This window comes from Hymenobacter lapidarius, assembly GCF_001816145.1.
Classification (GTDB): Bacteria; Bacteroidota; Bacteroidia; order Cytophagales; family Hymenobacteraceae; genus Hymenobacter; species Hymenobacter lapidarius.
This window is the reverse complement of sequence record NZ_MDZB01000044.1, coordinates 1-19,428: the sequence shown is the minus strand read 5'-3', so window position 1 is coordinate 19,428 and position 19,428 is coordinate 1. Positions and strand designations below refer to the sequence as shown.

General features: G+C 61.6%; 16 protein-coding genes. 13 read left to right on the top strand and 3 right to left on the bottom strand.

What is annotated here, in order from left to right:
* Nucleotides 1-52: 52 nt before the first annotated feature.
* The 3 genes from uvrC to porW form a co-directional block, all read right to left on the bottom strand.
* Nucleotides 53-1,888: an excinuclease ABC subunit UvrC gene (gene uvrC, locus BEN47_RS01810; protein WP_070724494.1), complete on the bottom strand. Its 1,836-nt coding sequence runs from the start codon at nucleotides 1,886-1,888 to the stop codon at nucleotides 53-55.
* 227 nt (nucleotides 1,889-2,115) lie between these two features.
* Nucleotides 2,116-4,458, bottom strand: a complete 2,343-nt coding sequence (locus BEN47_RS01805; RefSeq protein ID WP_239691475.1) for a penicillin-binding protein 1A — start codon at nucleotides 4,456-4,458, stop codon at nucleotides 2,116-2,118.
* A gap of 112 nt (nucleotides 4,459-4,570) precedes the next feature.
* Complete coding sequence (gene porW, locus BEN47_RS01800) at nucleotides 4,571-7,651, bottom strand: type IX secretion system periplasmic lipoprotein PorW/SprE (RefSeq protein WP_125921444.1); 3,081 nt, start codon at nucleotides 7,649-7,651, stop codon at nucleotides 4,571-4,573.
* Nucleotides 7,652-7,834: 183 nt separating this feature from the next.
* Between porW and BEN47_RS01795 the strand changes: the two genes are divergently transcribed.
* The 13 genes from BEN47_RS01795 to BEN47_RS01740 form a co-directional block, all read left to right on the top strand.
* Entirely contained in the window at nucleotides 7,835-8,080 is a 246-nt protein-coding gene (locus BEN47_RS01795) for an AtpZ/AtpI family protein (RefSeq protein WP_070724492.1), read from the top strand.
* Between the two features lie 84 nt (nucleotides 8,081-8,164).
* A complete protein-coding gene (locus BEN47_RS01790) occupies nucleotides 8,165-8,572 on the top strand; it encodes a hypothetical protein (RefSeq protein WP_070724491.1) in 408 nt (135 codons plus the stop codon).
* Between the two features lie 36 nt (nucleotides 8,573-8,608).
* The gene (gene atpB / locus BEN47_RS01785; protein WP_070724490.1) at nucleotides 8,609-9,676 is read left to right on the top strand and encodes a F0F1 ATP synthase subunit A; all 1,068 of its coding nucleotides are present in this window, start codon (nucleotides 8,609-8,611) and stop codon (nucleotides 9,674-9,676) included.
* Nucleotides 9,677-9,805: 129 nt separating this feature from the next.
* On the top strand, nucleotides 9,806-10,081 hold the full coding sequence (gene atpE, locus BEN47_RS01780; protein ID WP_070724489.1) for an ATP synthase F0 subunit C: 276 nt from the start codon (nucleotides 9,806-9,808) through the stop codon (nucleotides 10,079-10,081).
* Between the two features lie 150 nt (nucleotides 10,082-10,231).
* Nucleotides 10,232-10,729, top strand: a complete 498-nt coding sequence (gene atpF, locus BEN47_RS01775; RefSeq protein ID WP_070724488.1) for a F0F1 ATP synthase subunit B — start codon at nucleotides 10,232-10,234, stop codon at nucleotides 10,727-10,729.
* A 94-nt stretch (nucleotides 10,730-10,823) separates the two neighbouring features.
* Nucleotides 10,824-11,384, top strand: coding sequence for an ATP synthase F1 subunit delta (gene atpH, locus BEN47_RS01770; RefSeq protein WP_070724487.1), 561 nt, complete (start codon nucleotides 10,824-10,826; stop codon nucleotides 11,382-11,384).
* A 134-nt stretch (nucleotides 11,385-11,518) separates the two neighbouring features.
* Nucleotides 11,519-13,102 carry a F0F1 ATP synthase subunit alpha gene (atpA, locus tag BEN47_RS01765; protein ID WP_070724486.1) on the top strand — a complete coding sequence of 528 codons (1,584 nt, stop codon included), beginning with the start codon at nucleotides 11,519-11,521 and terminating at the stop codon, nucleotides 13,100-13,102.
* Nucleotides 13,103-13,243: 141 nt separating this feature from the next.
* A complete protein-coding gene (atpG, locus tag BEN47_RS01760) occupies nucleotides 13,244-14,128 on the top strand; it encodes an ATP synthase F1 subunit gamma (protein ID WP_070724485.1) in 885 nt (294 codons plus the stop codon).
* Between the two features lie 262 nt (nucleotides 14,129-14,390).
* Nucleotides 14,391-14,759, top strand: coding sequence for a T9SS type A sorting domain-containing protein (locus BEN47_RS20575; RefSeq protein WP_070724484.1), 369 nt, complete (start codon nucleotides 14,391-14,393; stop codon nucleotides 14,757-14,759).
* A 216-nt stretch (nucleotides 14,760-14,975) separates the two neighbouring features.
* Nucleotides 14,976-16,502 (top strand): type IIG restriction enzyme/methyltransferase, encoded by a 1,527-nt coding sequence (locus BEN47_RS01750; RefSeq protein WP_070724483.1) that lies wholly within the window; start codon nucleotides 14,976-14,978, stop codon nucleotides 16,500-16,502.
* Nucleotides 16,483-18,870 (top strand): Eco57I restriction-modification methylase domain-containing protein, encoded by a 2,388-nt coding sequence (locus tag BEN47_RS01745; protein WP_070724482.1) that lies wholly within the window; start codon nucleotides 16,483-16,485, stop codon nucleotides 18,868-18,870. The genes BEN47_RS01750 and BEN47_RS01745 overlap by 20 nt, the downstream gene beginning before the upstream one ends.
* A 15-nt stretch (nucleotides 18,871-18,885) precedes the next feature.
* Nucleotides 18,886-19,023, top strand: coding sequence for a hypothetical protein (locus BEN47_RS21265; RefSeq protein WP_158010798.1), 138 nt, complete (start codon nucleotides 18,886-18,888; stop codon nucleotides 19,021-19,023).
* Nucleotides 19,024-19,095: 72 nt separating this feature from the next.
* Nucleotides 19,096-19,428 (top strand): Ig-like domain-containing domain (locus tag BEN47_RS01740; RefSeq protein WP_139147334.1); only part of this gene is annotated, 333 nt, incomplete at its 3' end.

The following is a 19,428-nucleotide window of genomic DNA, read 5'->3' as shown; positions in this document are numbered from 1 at the left end:
AAAAGACCCTCGCGTTGCTGCGAGGGTCTTTTTTTGCTTAGCTGCAGCTGGGTTATCCTGGGAGTTGGCGGGCGGGCATGGGGTGGGAGGGCGCATCGTTTTGGGCGAAGTAGTCCTGGAGGACTTTGGCTTTGGCTTTGCCCACTTCGGCGATGAGCTCGGCTTCGGTGAGCTCGCGGATTTTCTTGACGGACTTGAACTTGTTGAGGAGCTTGTCGGCGGTGACGGGGCCGAGGCCCTTGACGTCGGTGAGTTCGGTTTTGAGAGTGCCGGCGTCGCGGCGGGAGCGGTGGAAGGTGATGCCAAAGCGGTGCACTTCGTCGCGCATGCGCTGGAACAGGCGCAGTGACTCACTCCGCTTGTCGATGTAGATGGGTAGCGGGTCGTTGGGCACGTAGATTTCCTCCAGGCGCTTGGCGATGCCAATGACGGGAATCTGGCCCCACAGGTTGAGGTCCTTCAGGGCCTTGACGGCCATGCTGAGCTGGCCTTTGCCGCCGTCTACGATGACGAGTTGGGGCAGACTGGCGCCTTCGTCCACCAAGCGGCGGTAGCGGCGCGATACCACTTCGTACATAGAGTCGAAGTCATTGGGGCCGATGACAGTTTTGATGTGGTAGTGGCGGTAGTCCTTCTTGCTGGGTTTGGCATTGCGAAAGCACACCATGGCGGCCACGGGGTTATCGCCCTGGAAGTTGGAGTTGTCGAAGCACTCGATGTGCTTGGGCAGCTCGGTGAGGCGCAGGTCTTTTTTGATGGTTTCCATGATGCGCACCTCGTTCACGTCCTTGCTGCGCTCATTCATGCTCTCCTTTTCCTTGCGGGCGTAGAGCACGTTTTTGAGGGCCAGCTCAAGGAGTTTGCGCTTGTCGCCAATTTGCGGAACGGAGAGGGTGACGCCGGGCAGGGGCAGCTCGATGGCCACGTTGGTCATGATTTCGCGCGACTCGCTTTCGAACTCCTGGCGCATCTGCATCACGAGCGGCGCCATGATTTCGGCGTCTTCCTCGTCCAGCTTCTTGGTGACTTCCAGGGACTGGGTGAGGATGATGGAACCGTTCATGACCTTGAGGTAGGTGATGAAGGCCGACTTCTCGTTGCTGGCAATGGCAAACACGTCAATGTTGGTGAGCGTGGCCGAGACAATGGTGCTCTTCACCTGGAAGGCGTCAATCTTATCCAGCTTCACCTTGAACTGGTGGGCCAGCTCGTACTGCATGTCCTGGGCCGCGGCGCTCATCTGCTCGCGGAAGTACTGCTTGGGAATGCGCAGGTCGCCGTTGAGAATGTTGCGGATTTGCTGGATGTAGCCGTTGTACCGGGCCTCGTCCTCGTGGTTTTCGCAGGGGCCCTTGCAGTTGCCGAGGTGGTATTCGAGGCAGACCTTGAACTTGCCGGCTTCCACGTTCTCCGGGCTCAGCCGGAAGTTGCAAGTACGCAGTGGGTACAGCGCCCGGATGAGCTCCAGCAGCACGTTCAGGGCCGTGCCGTTGGCGTAGGGGCCGTAGTAGCGCGAGCCGTCGTTAATCTTGTTGCGGGTGGGAATGAGGCGCGGAAACCGCTCGTTGGTGAGGCAGAGGTAGGGGTAGGTTTTGCCGTCCTTCAGCAGAATGTTGTACTTGGGCTGGTGCTGCTTGATGAGGTTGTTCTCAAGCAAGAAAGCATCAGACTCTGAGTCCACGATGGTAAACTCCAGGCGCTTGATATTGCGGACCAGCTGCTGGGTTTTCTTGTTGTGGTCCTGCTTGGTGAAGTAGCTGCTCACGCGCTTGCGCAGGTCAATGGCCTTGCCAACGTAGATAATGCCCTCGTCGTCGAAGTATTTGTACACGCCCGGCTTGTGGGGCAGGGCGGTGATTTGGGCTTGCAGTTCGGGGTTGGCTGCCATATATCGCTGATTACCGCTGATTGATATGATTACGCTGATTCTAGGGGCGCGTTGGAGGAAGGGAATACGGGGCGCGATTGAAAACTGCTGCGGTAGGCGCTGTTCGTAACAAAAAATGACCGGCAAAAGTCGCCGGTCATTTCTGCTAAACACCAACAAACCTGCTGCCTAGCCACCTCGCCGAAGAAAAAATCAGCGAAATCACTTCAATCAGTGGCAATCAGCGATTATATGTCCTCATCGCTGAGGTCGACGGGGTCGCGGCGGTTCAGCTTCTGGGCGTCGGGGATGGTGTCGCGCTGGCCGCCGTAGTACTTCGAGCAGTCGAGCTCGATGCCGAGCGGCGCGGCGGGCTTGGGAAACGGCGCGGTGCTGATGCCGATGCTCTTGTCCTTGTACACCTTCTGCATAAACAGGCCGTAGAGCGGCAGCGCCAGGCGCGCGCCCTGGCCGTAGGTGCCCGTGCGGAAGTGAATGCTGCGGTCTTCGCCGCCCACCCACATGCCGCACACCAGGTCCGGGGTGATGCCCATAAACCAGGCGTCGGAGTAATTGGAGGTGGTGCCGGTTTTGCCACCTATTTCATAGGGAAACTTGAAGCCGGTGTGCAGGATGGTGCTGGTGCCGCCGGGCTCGGTGGTGCTGGCCTGCAGCATGTTGGTCATCACGTAGGCGGTTTCTTCACTGAGCACCTCGCGGGTACGAGGCACAAATTCGCGCAGCACGTTGCCGTTTTTGTCCTCGATGCGCGTCACCATGGTGGGCGAAGTCCAGACGCCCTTGTTTACGAAGGTGGCGTAGGCACCGCACAGCTCGTATATGTTGACATCCGACGACCCGAAGCCGATGGCCGGCACCGCCTCAATTGGCGACTCGATGCCCATGCGCTTGGCGTAGCCGGCAATGGTCTCGGGCGTGAGCTTCATCACCAGCCACGCTGTGATGGAGTTCATGGAGCGGGCCAGGGCCTGCCGCAGCGTAAACACCCGGCCCGAAAAGCTGCCCTCAAAGTTCCTGGGGGTGTAGGGCGCCCGGCCCGCTACGGCTGGGAAAGTGGTGGCCACGTCGGGCCGCGGGTAGCAGGGCGAATAGCCCTGGTCGATGGCCGCCGTGTACACAATGGGCTTGAACGTGGAGCCGGGCTGGCGCTTGCCCTGGCGAACGTGGTCAAACTTGAAAAACTTGTAGTTCGGGCCGCCCACCCAGGCTTTTATCTGGCCGTTCAGGGGGTTCATGGCCATGAAGCCGGCGCGCAGGTAGCGCTTGTAATACGCCAGCGAGTCGAGCGGCGACATCAGCATTTCCTTTTCGCCCTGCCAGGTGAACACCTGCATCTTGTACTTCTTGCGCAGGTAGTAATTCACCGAGTCGCGGTTGCCGTCGTAGTTGTTCATCAGCGACTTGTAGCGCTGGGTGCGGCGCATGGCAATGTTCAGGAACTCGGGAATGACCTTGCCGTTTTCGTCGCGCCAGGGCAGCTGGCCCTTCCAGTGCTGGGTAAACCATTTCTGCTGCAGGGCCAGGTGCTCGGCCACCGATTTCTCGGCGTAAGTCTGCATGCGCGAGTCGATGGTGGTGTAAATCTTCAGGCCATCGGCATACAGGTCGTGGTCGGTTTCGCGGGCCCAGGCCACCAGCGACTTGGCCACTTCCGAGCGGAAGTACGGCGCCAGGCCCTTGGTGGGGTTCTCCACGGAGTAGTGCAGCACGATGGCCTTGGCGGTGTCCTGGGCCAGCTGGGCATCGGTGATGTAGTTCGACTTGGCCATCTGGCGCAGCACCCAGTTGCGGCGCTTGCGGGAGCGTTCGGGGTGGTTGATGGGGCTGAAGCGGCCCGGCGCGTTCACAATGCCCACCAGCGTGGCGGCTTCGGGGGTGGTCAGGTCCAGCGGCTTTTTGTTGAAAAACGTCTTGGCAGCGGTGTTGATACCGAACGAGTTCGACCCGTACTCCACCGTGTTGAGGTACATGCGCAGGATTTCGCGCTTGGTGTAGTTGCGCTCCAGCCGAATGGCCAGAATCCACTCCTTGGCCTTGGTAATGAGCAGGCCCACCTTGCCGTTGCCGTTCAGCGACCCGTTGTTGAGGTCTTCGGCGCGGGTCTTAAACAGCACTTTGGCCACCTGCTGGCTGAGAGTGGAGCCGCCACCGTTGCGGTTGAAGGTGGCCACACCCACCACGGCCCGGAACACGCTTTTCAGGTCGATGCCCGAGTGCTGCTCAAAGCGCACGTCCTCGGTGGCTATTAGGGCATCAACCAGATTTTGGGGCAGTTCGTTGAACTCAACCGGCGTGCGGTTTTCCCGGAAGTACTTGCCCAGTAGTACCCCATCGGCGGAGTAGATTTCCGAGGCCAGTTCCGAGCGCGGGTTTTCCAGGGTTTTCAGGTTGGGCATGCGCCCGAACAGGTTCAGGAAGTTGCCGCTCACGGCCAGCACAAACAAGGCCAGGCCCACCACGCCCGCGCCAAACAGCACCCACATGGTGCGCGTGAACGCCGTGAACCGACCACTGCGCACGGGCTTCAAGGGCGTCGGCTTCGAACGGCGGGCAGGAGAGGAGGTTGGCATTTTTAGAGTTAAGAGTTAGGAGTTAAAAGTTATGAGTTAAAACTCAAGCAGGCCTAACCACGGCGCAAAGGTCCGACTGCAAACCCATAACTCATAACTCCTCACTTTTAACTCATTTATAAACGCGCTGATAAAAGCTCAAGTACCCGGCCAAATCACCGGTAGCTTGCAGTAAGGTAAGATTTTCAAGGCTGATAACCACCGTCTGATAGCCGGCCCCGCGCAGCCGGGCCAGCGGCGATTGCGGCCCCCGCAACTTGGTGGCGTAGCTCTGGGCCACCTTGGCGCCGGGCAGCGCCCGCACCACCACCAGGTCCTGGTCGGTGCCGAGCGGTGGGGTTTCCACGCGTAGGTTGTTGGCCCGGAAAAACCGGTTGTTGTACGTGCCCAGCTGGGTGGTCAAATCGGCCGCGGCCGGCGCGGCTTTTGGAAACACCAGCACCACCGCATGGGCGCCGCTTAGCTGCGTGACGTAGGCCGTGGCGGGCACATCTGCAGGAGCCTCCACCGCAGCGGGAGTGGGCGCCGCTGCCGGAACTACCCCAGCGGGCGGGGTGCCAGCCGCTGGGGGCACCGCCGCAACGGAGCCCGGCGCCGCCGCCGGAGCCGGAATAGCAGCGGCAGGAGCAACGCCCGCGTCGGGCACGGCAGCGGCCGTAGGAGTACCCGCCAGCGTCTGGGTAGGCGCGGCGCTGGCTGCGCTTGCTCTGCGCGTACCCAGCAAGCCCGGCGCAATGGGAGAGGTAGGCGCGGCCGGCGCGGTATTCAGCGCCTTGGCGGGCGTCTCGTCTTCGCGGTACTGAATGCGCAGGCGGTTGTCTACCTCACCCGGCCGGAAAACGGACACCACGGGTTTTTCGGTCGAGGCCAGTGCGCCGGCAATTTGTCCGGCACCCTGCTTTTTGTAGGTTTCAGCCAGCGCCTGGGCCTGGGGCACGAGCGGGCTGTCGGGGAACTTAGTGTAGAAAGCCTCCACCGAGGAGCGGGCCGTGAGTGGGGGCTGGGTGCGAATGACCAACAGCGTTTTCAGGTAAGCCACCCGGTCAGCAAGGTCGCTCTTGGGGTACAGCTTTTCGCTGCGGGCCAGCACCGCCGTGGCCTTCCGAAATTCCTGGTTTTTGTAGAGCGTGAAGGCCGAGTCCACGCGGCTCGCCACGGCGTTGTGCAGGGCCAGCTCGTGCTCACGGTACAGCGGGTCGGCAATCAGCTTGGCATAAATGGAAGTGGGAAACTCCCGCTGCAGCGCCGCGGCGTACTGGGCCATTTTAGCGGCGTCGGACTTGTCCTTGTTGTGCAGGTACAGCAAGTAGTAGGCATCGGGGGCGTGCGCGCCCGTAGGGTAGCGGCCCACCTGCTTTTCGTAGGTCTCGAAGCCCTTCTCCCGCTCCTTCAGTTGCTCTTTGTAAATGCCGGCCAGCTCGTACAGCGCGCCCTCCACCTGGGTGTCGGAAGCTTGCAGTAGTTCCGGCGTGGTGGGCAGGGTGCTGCGGTATTGCGCCACCAGCGTCCGCTTTTCGGCTTCCGGGTCGGCGGCAGGGGCCGGAGCGGCGGGGTCGGTTTGGCCGCCGTTCACGGCGGTTTGGTCGTTGCCGGTAATGGCAACAGGCACCCCACCGTTGGCAGTGGTATTGGGGGAGATGCTGGCCTGGCTGCTCGTGCGCCAGTTGTCCTGCAGCTGGCGGTTGCCCCACTTCCGGATAAAGTCGGCCCGTGCGGTGCCCAGCGTAGCCGGGTTATCGAAGTACCATTTGGCCCCCGTGCCGGCGGCGGTGGGGTCGAAGGCCAGCAGGTCGTCGCTGGCCCGGCCAATGGTCCCGTCCGGGGAGAATCCGGAGGAGCTGCTGGTGGTTCGGGAGGCAAATTCCGCGGCCCGGTCGTTCACCTTTTGCAGCGCCGCGAGCCGGGCCGCCTCCTGTTGGGCCGCCACGATGGCCGCGTCGGCATACAGATTAAGCTTCTCGTCCAGCGCCCCGGCGGGCAGCCGTGCCAGGGCCTGCAGACTGTCCTGCGTTTCGATGATGGTGTACTGCTTGGCGAATTCCCGGAGAATGTCGCTGCGCTCCTTGATGGCGGCGTAGGTTTTGGCATCCTGCGCCAGGTTCTGCACCGTGCTGTCGTAGTAAGCTGCCGCGAGGCGGTACTTCTGCAGGTCTTCGTAGTAAATGCGGCCCGCCATCAGGTAGGTGTAGCTCTTCTGCAGCCGGTTGGTGGTGGTGGCCTGCACGGATTGCCGCAGCAGCTTCAGGGCTTCGGGAATGTTCTTTTCGCGGTAGTTCAGCCGCGCCATCTCATAGTAAATCTTGTCGCGGTAGTCCTTGTTCTTGGTGTCCTTGAGCAGCGCCACAAAATTTTTGTCGAGCCGCACCCGGTCCTTTTCGCTGAGGTCCGACACCTGCGCCAGCAGCAGCTTGGCCTGAAAATCCAGCTCATACGGCGGGTTGCGCGCCAGAATCTGGTCGAGCTGCTCGTAGGCTTTCTTGTTCTCGCCGGCATTCTGGTAGAGCTGGGCCAGCAGGTAGCGGGTCCGCGACCGTTCGTTCTTCAACTCGATGAGCGGAATGGCCCGCTCCAGCTGCGGAATGGCCTTGGCCGGCTCATCGGTGCGGATGTAATAGTCGGCCCGGGTCAGAAATAACTGGCGCGCATCCTCGGGCAGGCCTTTTTCCTTGTCCAGCAGGTCCGACACCGCTTTGGCGCTCTCCATCTCGCCCTGCGCTACGAAAGTGCGCATCAGCCCAATCAGCGCTTCATGCTTGGCATTGGGGTCTTTGCTGGTCGAATTGACGTACTTAAACGTCAGGGCCGCGTCATCGAATTGCATCTGGTAAAAGCGCGACCAGCCCACCAGAATGTAGGCGTCATCCGTCCAGTCCGACCCCGGCCGGTGCTGAATCGGCATCGATGCCTTCTTGATGATGTCGTTCAGCTCTGCCCGGTTGGCCCGTACGCTGGCGCTGTCCAGCGTGGGAAACAGCGTCAGGGGCTGGTTGTAGTCGTTGATGCGGCCCGCGTATAGCTTTTCTTCCGTGGCTTGCAGCTTTTCCCGGGCAATGAAATACGCATTGTCCCGCGCCGCTACGTTGTTGAACGCGTGCGCCACCAGGTTTTTATCCGAAGCACAGCCCGCTGCCCCCATTCCCAACAGGAAGAGAAGTAGCGCCGGCCAGCGGGGTATCAGCAGATGTTGTGTCAAAGCCAAGGAGAAAAAAAGGCAGCCAATTGCCTCCGCAACGTCGGAGGCAACCCGAAATGTTCGTTATAGCAGACAAGCGCCAGCCGGCTAACGAAGGCGAACGGGTAAAATTACGTTTTTCCCGGACCAAACGGTCCTTCGCACCCGCCGTACCTTTGCGCAACGCTCCACTTCTCCCTTTCCATGCCCATTCCGCCTGTTCCTGCGCCTGCCAACAAGCCCGCCGTGGGCCCCAACCGCGTCCGCGCATTCGCCAAGTACTCGGGCATTGCCTTCCAAATGCTAGGCATCATCGGCGGCTTCACTTGGCTGGGCACGTGGCTCGATGAGCGGTACCAGTCCAAAAACCCGTGGTTCACGGTGGGGCTCATGCTGGTGGGGGTATTTCTCGCCATGTTCCAGATTATCCGCAGCCTCACCAAAGAGTAGTTGTCGGTTGTCGGTTGGCGGTTGTAAGTCATACAGCCAACAACTGACAACTACCAACCGACAACTAAACCGCACCGCACCTTTATGATTCGATTTCTGCGCCAGTTTTTATTGTTTGGCGGGGTGTTAGGGGGGCTGCTCTACGCCCTGCATTTGCTCTTCGGCCCGGCCATAATTCACCGGTACACGGGGTTGCTGTTTGGCTTCATGGCCGGGCTCACGTTCCTTATCTACAGCCTCACGGCGCGCCTCGTGGCAGTGTCGCCCACCAACCTGGGCATCGGCTACCTCATCGGCATGACGGTGCGCATGCTCACTTCCCTGGCCCTAGTCACGGTGCATCTGGCCAGAGGCGGCGCCCAGGAGGGGCGCGGCCTCTGGACCTTCCTCGGCGCCTTCTTCCTGCTGTACTTTTCGTGGGCTGGGTTTGAAATATGGGCTATTTTGAGTAACTTGCGGCCGATTTCGAAAAAGCAAGTAGCGCAAACATAGCGCTTTAGCCTGAAATCTTCAATTAAACATCTTTGAATGAAGCGTTTACTCTCGATACTTCTTTGCTTCGTATCCCTGTCCGTTTTTGCGAACGAGCCTGCCGTTGAGGCTTCCAAAGGGGAAGGCTTCAATCCCGGCGAAATGATTTTGGAGCACATCGGCGATTCGCACGAGTGGCACCTGGCCACCCTCGGCGAGGGCGAGCACGCCACCCACGTCAGCGTGCCACTGCCCATCATCGCCTACCAGCCCACCAAAGGCCTGAGCATGTTCTCGGGTGGCCAGCTGGCCCACGGCCACAGCCACAACGGCCTGAAGCTGGAAGAAGACAAGCTGGTGGCCGAAGACGGCAGCAAAGTATACGACTTTTCCATCACCAAAAACACCGCCTCGCTGCTATTCAGCGCCGCGCTCATGCTAATTGTGTTCACGGCCGTAGCCCGTGGATATAAGAAGAACCATGGCCGGGCGCCCAGCGGCCTGCAATCGTTCTTCGAGCCCGTTATCATTTTCATCCGCGACGAAATTGCCCGGAAGAACATCGGCCCCAAGTACGAGCGCTACATGCCATACCTGCTCACGGCCTTCTTCTTTATCTGGTTCAACAACTTGCTGGGCCTCATGCCTGGCGCGGCCAACCTGAGCGGCAACATTGCCGTGACCCTGGTGCTGGCCGTGATGACGCTGGTTATCACGCTGGCTTCCAGCAACAAGAACTACTGGGCCCACATCTTCGCCACGCCCGGCGTGCCGAAGCCGCTGCTGCCCATCATGATAGTGGTAGAATTCCTGGGCATCTTCACCAAGCCTTTCTCCCTGATGATTCGTCTGTTTGCCAACATCACGGCCGGACACATCGTGGTGCTGAGCTTTATCAGCCTGGTGTTTATCTTCAAATCGTGGGCGGTGGCGCCGGTTACGCTGGCGTTCGGCTTGTTTATCAACATTCTGGAGCTGTTGGTGGCCATCCTGCAGGCCTTCATCTTCACGCTGCTCACCGCCATGTACATTGGCGGCGCAGTAGAAGAGCACCACGATGCTGACCACCAGATTGGTGGTGGCGACGGGGCCGACCAGGCCCACGCTCCCTTGCACGCGCACTAATCAAATCATACGACTTATTCAGGTAGGCCCTGTGCCCGACCTGCTGGCTGTTTTAGTCAGACCGCAGCATCCCTCCCCCCCCGCTGCGGGATTGGCTAGCTTTTTCTCTTTCCCCTTTTTCTTTTTTTTATGCTTCTTTCTTTGTTGTTGCAGGCTGCTGCTGAAATGGCCGCCAACTACGGTCCTGGTTTGGCTGTAATGGGTGCCGGTATCGGTGCAGGTTTGGTTGCTTTGGGCGTAGGCCTGGGTATTGGTCGCATTGGCGGCAGCGCTATGGATGCCATCGGCCGTCAGCCCGATGCTTCGGGCAAAATCCAGACGGCTATGATTATCGCCGCCGCTCTGATTGAAGGCCTCGGCCTGTTCGCAGTCGTAGTTTGCGTACTTATCTGGACCAAGCTCTAAGATGATTTGCCGGGCCGCTGCGCCCGGAAGTAGTTGGAAGCCCGCCGCCCGCTGCTGCTATTGCAGTTGGCGCGGCGGGCTTACCTGCTCCTACAAGATGTAGCAAGCTTAACCAGCCTTTACCGGCGGTTCCCTAATACTAAATTCCCTATGCCAGCTTTCTTAAATCCTGAACTCGGCCTGATTTTCTGGCAACTGGTTATCTTCCTGTTGGTGTTGTTTCTGTTGGGCAAATTTGCCTGGCGGCCCATCCTGCTGTCGCTCAAAGAGCGGGAAGACACCATTGATAATGCCCTGCGCATGGCCGACCAGGCCAAAATTGAAATGCAGCAGCTGAAAGCCGGCAACGAAAAGTTGCTCGCCGACGCCCGCCACGAGCGCGACCGCATGATGCAGGAAGCCACCGTGATGGCCAACCAGCACCGCGACGCCGAAAAGGCCCGCGCCACCGAAGAAGCCAACCGTATTATCGCCCAAGCCCGCGAAGCCATCCAGCAGGAGAAAAACGCGGCCCTGGCCGAAGTGAAAAACACCGCTGCCAAGCTGTCGGTCGACATCGCCGAGCGCATCCTGCGCCGCGAACTCGCTGAGCCCGCCGCTCAGACGCAGCTGGTTGATTCGTATTTGAAAGACGTTAAACTTAATTAGTTGCTGATTGCTAGTTGTCAGTTGTTGGGCCACAAAATGGCTCGTACCAACAGCCCTGATAACTAACAGCTGACACCTAACAACTAAAAATAAAATGGCTGACCAACGAGTAGCGGCCCGCTACGCCAAGTCGCTCCTCGACTTGGGCAAGGAGATGGGCACGCTGGAGAGCGTGAAAGAGGACATGGACTTGCTGAGCAAGACCATGGCCGAAAGCCGCGAGCTGCGGCTGTTGCTGCGCAACCCCATTGTGAAGCACGACAAAAAGCTGGCCATCCTCACCGCCATTTTTGGTGGCAAGGTGTCGGAAATAACCATGCGGTTTTTCACCATCCTCACCCAGAAAAACCGGGAATCGGCGCTGGAAGGCATGGGCACCGAGTTTCAGGTGCAGTACAATTCCATGCAGGGCATCCAGATGGCCGAGGTGACTTCGGCCACCCCGCTCACGCCTGCCTCGCGGGCCGAGATGGAGAAGCTGGTAACCCAGCAAACCGGCCTGACTGACGTGAAGCTGACCGAAAAGGTGGACGCCGACCTCATTGGCGGCTTCATCCTGCGCGTTGGCGACAAACAGCTGGATGATTCCGTGCGCACCAGCCTCCGCAAAATGCGCACCTCTTTGCAAGACACTACGTTTCAACAAAAAGTGTAAGCCGATAGTCGGTGTAGTGCGAACACAGTTGTTCGTGTCTCCGCGCCGACGATACTAATTCAATTGGCGCAGGCACGCGAAGCACCGTTTCGCGCTACTGACTACTCAATACTACATACTCAATTCCCAAAAAAATGGCAGAAGTACGTCCGGACGAAGTATCCGCAATCCTGCGGCAGCAACTGTCCAATTTCAAGTCCGAAGCCGAGCTGGAAGAAGTCGGCACCGTGTTGCAGGTTGGCGACGGTGTGGCCCGCATCTACGGCTTGAGCAAAGCCCAGGCGGGTGAGCTGATTGAGTTCGAGACGGGCCTGCAAGGCCTGGTGCTCAACCTCGAGGAGGACAACGTAGGTGCCGTATTGCTCGGCGACTACTCGGGCATTCAGGAAGGCGCCACCGTGCGTCGTACCAACAAAATTGCTTCCATTAAAGTAGGCGAAGGCATTGTAGGCCGGGTGGTAAACACCCTCGGCCAGCCCATCGACGGCCGCGGCCCCATCCAGGGCGAGCTGTACGAAATGCCCCTGGAGCGCAAGGCGCCCGGTGTAATCTACCGCCAGCCCGTGACCGAGCCGATGCAAACCGGCATCAAGTCGATTGACGCCATGATTCCGATTGGCAGGGGCCAGCGCGAGCTGATTATCGGCGACCGCCAGACTGGTAAGTCGGCCGTGGCCATCGATACCATCCTGAACCAGCGCGAGTTCTTCGAAGCCGGCAAGCCGGTGTACTGCATCTACGTGGCCATTGGCCAGAAGGCTTCGACCATCGCCCAGGTGGTGCAGTCGCTGACCAAAGGCGGTGCCATGGACTACACCGTGGTGGTAGCTGCTCCGGCCGCCGACCCCGCGCCCCTGCAATTCTACGCGCCGTTCACCGGTGCCGCCATTGGCGAATTCTTCCGCGACACGGGTCGTCCCGCCCTCGTGGTGTACGACGACTTGTCGAAGCAGGCCGTGGCTTACCGCGAGGTGTCGCTGCTGCTCCGTCGTCCTCCCGGACGTGAGGCGTATCCCGGCGACGTATTCTACCTGCACAGCCGTTTGCTGGAGCGGGCCGCCAAAATCAACGCGTCGGACGAAATCGCTCAGAATATGAACGACCTGCCCGAAAGCATCCGGCACCTGGTGAAAGGCGGCGGTTCGCTCACGGCACTGCCCATCATTGAGACGCAGGCGGGTGACGTATCGGCCTACATCCCGACGAACGTGATTTCCATTACCGACGGCCAGATTTTCCTCGAGACCAACCTGTTCAACTCGGGTGTTCGCCCGGCCATTAACGTAGGTATTTCGGTGTCGCGCGTGGGTGGTAACGCCCAGATTAAGTCGATGAAGAAAGTGGCCGGTACGCTGAAGCTCGACCAGGCCCAGTTCCGTGAGCTGGAAGCCTTCGCCAAGTTCGGCTCCGACCTCGACGCCTCGACCAAGCTCACCATTGAGCGCGGCCGTCGCAACCTCGAAATCCTGAAGCAGCCCCAGTTTTCGCCCGTGAAGGTAGAAGACCAGGTGGCCATCGTGTACGCCTCCACCAACGGCCTCCTCGACACCGTACCGGTTAACCGGGTGCGGGAGTTTGAGAAGGAGTTCGGCCAAGTGATGAACTCCCGCTACCCCGACGTGCTCAAGGCGCTCAAGGCCGGCAAACTGGAGGACGCTGGCACCAAGGCCATCCGCGAGGTAGCCAAGGACGTGGCGGCGAACTACGCGGTGAAGTAGAAGGGCCAAAAGAACGTCATGCTGAGCGCAGCCGAAGCATCTCGCGTGCAGCAGTAATTATTTTCGGTGAACGATTGAGTTAGTGGTGGCGCGCGAGATGCTCCGGCTACGCTCAGCATGACGTTCAATTAATACCTATCAATGGCAAGCTTAAAAGAAGTCCGCAGCCGCATTCAGTCGGTGAGCAGCACGCAGCAGATTACCAAAGCCATGAAAATGGTGGCGGCGGCCAAGCTGCGTCGTGCCCAGGACAACATCATCCGGATGCGGCCCTATGCGCAGCGCCTGAACACCATTCTGGCAAACCTGACGCGCACGACCGATAACGACATCGTGAGCGACTACGGCGTGGCCCGCGAGGTGCGCCGGGTGCTGATTATTGCCGTTACCTCGGACCGGGGGCTGGCGGGTGCGTTCAACTCGAACGTGTTTAAGGGCGTGAACGCGGCCATTGCGGAGCGCTACGCCAACCTGCCGGCAACCAGCATCTCGGTGCTGGCTATTGGCAAGAAAGCCCACGACTACTATACCCGTAAGGGCAACATCGTGGGCAATTTCACCCACGTCTTCGCCAAGCTCTCGTTTGAAACGGTGCGTGAGGCGGCTGAGCTTGCTATGGACGGCTTCCGCGCCGGTACCTACGACGAGGTGGTGATGGTGTATAACGAGTTTAAGAACGTGGCCACGCAAATTGTGCGTGCCGAGCAACTCTTGCCGCTGGTGCCATCGGCAGCACCCGCTACTGCGTCGGCTACTGCCAACGTGGACTACGTTTTTGAGCCTTCGAAAGAGGAAATCATTCAGACCCTGATTCCGCAGTCGCTGAAAATCCAGCTCTACAAAGCGGTGCTGGAAAGCAACGCTTCGGAGCACGGCGCCCGCATGACGGCCATGGACAAAGCCACCGACAACGCCGGGGAGCTGCTCAAGGCCCTCAAGCTGACGTACAACCGGACGCGTCAGGCGGCCATCACGACCGAGATTCTTGAAATTGTGGGTGGTGCCGAGGCACTGGCGGCTGGTTAGCAGTCGAACACATAAGGAAAAGGAAGGCCCGTCTCCATTGGAGGCGGGCCTTTTTCGTACGGTTGAGGCTATGGGGAATCCCGGTATACGGGCGGTAAGGAGCCGCACCGGGTTCGTCGCGAAAGAGTACGAATTGGGCGCGAATGTGAGCCAGTTGGGCAAGGCGGGCATACGGGCTGGCGCCATACTGCGTTGAATCGGCATCGCCGCGCTGCCGGTGAAGCCGCCGCTTCTATTCTTTCCTCCTTTTTTGTGCCCTGCTATGTTTACTATCACCTCCTCCGCTATTCTGACCAGTGGGCGGCATATGGCCATGCCGCTGCCGTTGTTTATGCTGCTGGCGAGCCCGGCGGCCCGCGCCCAAGCTCCCACCGCGCCGGCCGACCTCACGGTGTACCCCAACCCGGCCCACATTCGGGCCACGGTGGCGGTGCCGGCCGTGGCGGGCGCCACCCGCGCCACCGTGACGCTGAGCGACGCCCAGGGCACGGTGGTATTTGAGCAGCCCGTGAGCCTGACGGAGGAGGGCGGCAAGGCGGAAGTGCCGCTGCTGGGCCGCGCACCGGGACTGTACCGGGTAATGGTGCAGGCGGGCGAAGAGCGCGTGGCCAGGACGCTGGCGGTGGAGTAGGCGCGGCGCGGGACCCCAAAACCCCATCCCCAGCCCTTCCCCTCCGGGGGAAGGGTGCGTTCTGAAACAGCAGTCGTCTGGCACGCTAAAGGCCACCAAGCTGGTGCCGTGCATTCTGAAACAGCAGTCGTCTGGCACCCCTCCCCCGGAGGGGAGGGGCAGGGGCCGTGCCCGGCAGGGGTGGGGTTTTTGGGGCCGACCTCTACATTTGCCCCCATGCTCCTTCCCAAGCTTCTACCGCCCGACCTGGCCACGGCCGCCCTGCGCCGCCTGCGCCCCACCACCGCCCAGCTCAACGACTTCAGCGCCCACCTGGCGGAGATGCTCCGGCACCTGGACCCGACCAAGATTGAGCGGCACGGCGAAACCCACATCCTGGACTTTCTGCGGCAGGTGACCAGGCCCGAGGGCGGCTCGCGCTACGGCAACGTGCACAACAAGCGCGACCTGGTGCTGCACCTGGCCGACACGGCCGACTCGCCCGTGGCGGTGGTGCTGGAGGTGAAGGGACCCAGGAACCCCCTGGAGATGCTGGCCCCCGACGACCTCAACCGCAAGGCGTTTCAGCAGCTGCTGCTGTACTACCTGGAGGACCGCAGCGACGACCGGGCCGACGACTTCAAGCGCCTCATCGTAACGACGGGCTACGAGTGGTACATCTTCGATGCCGTGGACTTTCACCGGCTGTTCTGGAAGGATAAAAGCCTGGTGCGGGCGTTCCAGGACTGGAAGGCGGGCGGCAAGGCCAGCCCCGACACCGACTTCTTCTACAAGAGCATTGCGGGGAAGAAGCTGGCCGCCCTGGACGGCGAGCTGCGCGCCGCCTACGTGGACCTGCGCCCCGGCGTGCCCACCCGGCCGGGCGAGCTGATGAGCCTCTACCGCCTCTTTCACCCCGCCTACCTGCTGAAGGAGCCCCTCACCGGGCGGCGCGACCCCAACACCCTCAACCAGGAGTTCTACAACGAGCTGCTGTACCTGATGGGGCTGAAGGAGGACAAGGCCGGCGGCGTGCGCCGCATTGCCCGCTGCCCCGAGCCCGAGCGCCAGCCCGGCTCCCTGCTCGAAAACACCCTGCGCAAGCTCAGCACCGGGCACGGGCTCAACAACCTGCCCAGTGCCGCCCGCGACCAGTACGGCGAAGGCTACGACCAGCAGCTCGAACAAGTGGCCCTGGCCCTGTGCCTGATGTGGGTGAACCGCCTGCTGTTTCTCAAGCTGCTGGAGGGGCAGCTGGTGCGCTACCACGACGCCACCCTGGCCGACACCTTCCGCTTCCTGACCCCGGCGCGGCTGCCCGAGTACGACGAGGTGCAGACCCTCTTCTTCGAGGTGCTGAACCGGCCCCCGGCCGAGCGCAGCCCCGACGTGCTCGCCGACTTCCCGCAGGTGCCCTACCTCAACTCCTCGCTCTTCGAGCCCAGCCTGCTGGAGGGCCAGACCATCGACATCAGCGGGCTGCGCGACGGGCTGGGGCTGGCCCCGTTCCCGGGCTCGGTGCTGCGCAAGGCGGGGGCGCCGGCCGTGCCCGCGGCCAAGGCCCACACCGCCCAGGCCCCGCAGTGGGCGGCCTTGCCCTACCTGCTGCACTTCCTCGACGCCTACGACTTCGCCACCGACCCCACCACCAGCCACGCACCGGCCCCCGCCGAGGGCGGCGCCCCCCGCCGATGCGCCCCGGCCCGATGCCCACGGCCCCACCCGGCCGCTGCTCTCGGCCGCCGTGCTGGGGCTGGTGTTTGAGAAGATAAACGGCTACAAGGACGGCTCGTTCTACACCCCCGGCTTCGTGACCATGTACATGGCCCGCCAGACGCTGGGGCGCGCCGTGGTGCGCCACTTTGCCCAGGCGCCCGCCTGGCCCGAGCTGGCCGGCTGCGACTCGCTGGAGGAATTGCAGGACCGGCTGGCCCCCGCCCGGCGGCCCCAGCGCCTGGCCTACGCCGCCCACTTCAACACCCTGACGGTGCTGGACCCGGCCGTGGGCTCGGGCCACTTCCTGGTGAGTGCCCTCAACGAGCTGCTGCACCTGAAAAGCCGCCTGGGCTTGTTTCTGGACGAGGAGGGCGGCGTGCTGCCCTACACCCTGGAGGTGGAGCACGACGAGCTGATTGTGACCGATGCCGACGGCCTGCCCGCGCCCTACCGCGTGGCCACCTTTGAGGTCGCCACGGGGGCGCGCACCGTGGGGCCGGCCCGCACCCGCTTGCAGCAGGCCCTGTTTCGGGAGAAGCGCGCCCTGATGGAGCACACCCTGTTCGGCGTCGACCTCAACCCCAACTCGGTGCGCATCTGCCGGCTGCGGCTGTGGATTGAGCTGCTCAAGCACGCGTACTACCGGCCCGAAACCGGCTTCCGCGAGCTCGAAACCCTGCCCAACCTCGACCTGAACGTGAAAACGGGCAACTCCCTGCTGGCCCGCTTCGGGCTCGACGCCGACCTGTCGGAGGTGTGGCAGAAGGGGGCGTTTTCGCTGCCCGAGTACCGGGCCGCCGTGCGCGCCTACTTCGGCAGCCGCGGGCGCGACGAGAAAAACCGCCTGCTGGGCTTCTTCGGGCAGCTCAAGGAGCAACTCACGGCCGTGCTGCACCGCAAGGACAAGAAGCGCGAGAAGCTGCGCCTCTACCGCGGCCAGTTTGCGGCCCTCGACACCCAGCACTTCCTCATCCCCGAAACGGCCAGGCAGCGCGAGGCCCGCGAGTGGGAAATGAAGCGCCTCCAGCAGTACGCCGACCAGCTCGACCAGGAAATAGCCGCCCACGAGCAGGGCGCCCTCTTCCGCGAGGCCTTCGAGTGGCGCTTCGAGTTCCCCGAGGTGCTCGACGAGGCGGGCCGCTTTCGCGGCTTCGATGTGGTGATGGGCAACCCGCCGTATATCCGGCAGGAAGCCTTCACCGCCCTCAAGCCCCACCTCAAACAGCGCTTCGGCCACGTTTTTGCCGGCACGGCCGACCTCTACGTGTACTTCCTGCAACTGGGCGCCGAGCTGCTGGCCCCCGGCGGCGAGCTGTCCTACATCGTGCCCAACAAGTGGCTGCGGGCCGGCTACGGGGCGGCCCTGCGCGGCTGGCTGGCCAGCACCCAAACCCTGCTCGAATTCGTGGACTTCGGCGACTTACCCGTGTTCCCCGAAGCCACCACCTACCCCGCCATCGTGGCCCTGCGCCAGGGTGCGCCCGCTGCGGAAAGCACCTTCCGCGCCGCCGCGTTGCTCAAATTGCCCCCAATTGGAGTAGGATTTAATGGTGTTGTGTCTGGCTTAGCTCGGCTAGTAAATCAACAGGGACTTAACTCAAAGGGATGGAACCTTGCTGAAGCTGAAGCGCAGGAAGCGTTGGATAAAATGCGTGCTGGTTGTCTGCCACTGACGGAGTACGTTGATGGGAAGATGTACAATGGCGTCAAGACTGGTTTTAATGAAGCCTTTGTTATTGACGAAGCCACCCGGCAGGAATTGATTAACGCGGACCCTAATTCGGTTCAGTTCATCAGGCCTTTTCTAGCAGGGCGAGACGTGAGACGTTACCAGCAGCCCGATTCCAAAACCTATCTGCTATACATTGATTGGGGATTCAACCTGCCGAAGTTCCCTGCAATTGAAGCGCATTTATTGAAGTACAAGAAGCAACTTGAAGCTCGTGGGGAAGCAAAAGCCGGCCGCTACCCTTGGTATGCGTTGGAGCGCCCACGGCCTGAGACGCAACAGGAATTTGAGAAGCTCAAGATTAGCTGGCCTGGGGTAAGTAAGGAACCTTCGCCTTTTGCTTTCGATACGCGCGGCTTTATGGGGAATGACAACGTTCAAATAATTGTCACAGACGACAAATTCCTACTAGGCGTACTGAATTCGAGCAGTGCAGCTTTCTTCATCGACAGCGTTTGCGATAAGGTGATGAATGGGTACCTGCGTATGAAGATGAGCTATATCGGGCAGCTTCCCATCCCCGCCGCCACGACCGCCGAGCAGGCGGCCATTGCCGCGCTGGTGCAGCAGATTCTGGACGCCAAAGCCGCCGACCCCGCCGCCGACACCGCCGCGCCCGAAGCGGCCGTGGATGCCGCCGTGGCCGCGCTGTATGGGGTGGCGCTGCCGGCGGCCGTGGCCCCGTAGCGCGAACTTTTCAGTTTGCGTCCCCGCGCTGGTGGCACCCGTCTCAACGGCGCGGGGGCGCAAATTGGAAAGTGCGCGCTGCTGCCCGGCGAGGCCGCCGAGGCCGCCCGCTACACCGTGGCCCTGCCGACGGTAGCGCGGGCCGTGGCATAACTTTACCAGCCGGCGGTTTGCTTTGGGCACGGCCCCGCAGCTTGTTTCCCTTTTCCTGTCCCTTTCTCTACTATGCCCGCTACTCGGTACTTGTTGTTTGTTGGGCTGGCCAGTGGGCCGTTGCTGCTGGGCCCGGGCGGGGCCGCCCGGGCCCAGGCTCCCACCCTCACCGGCCTCAGCCCGGTGGCCAACGCCCGGGCCGTGCCCCGCAGCGCCAGCGTGATGGCCACATTCAGCCAGCCGCTCACCGCGGCCTCGGCGGCGGCCCTGCGGGTGTTCAGCAACCAGCGCGGGGGCTTGCGCAGCCGCGGCGACACCACCCTGAGCGGCAGCACCCTGAGCTTTGCCCCCACGGCCTACGACTTTCGGCCCGGCGAAACCGTGCAGTACACCGTGACGCGGGCA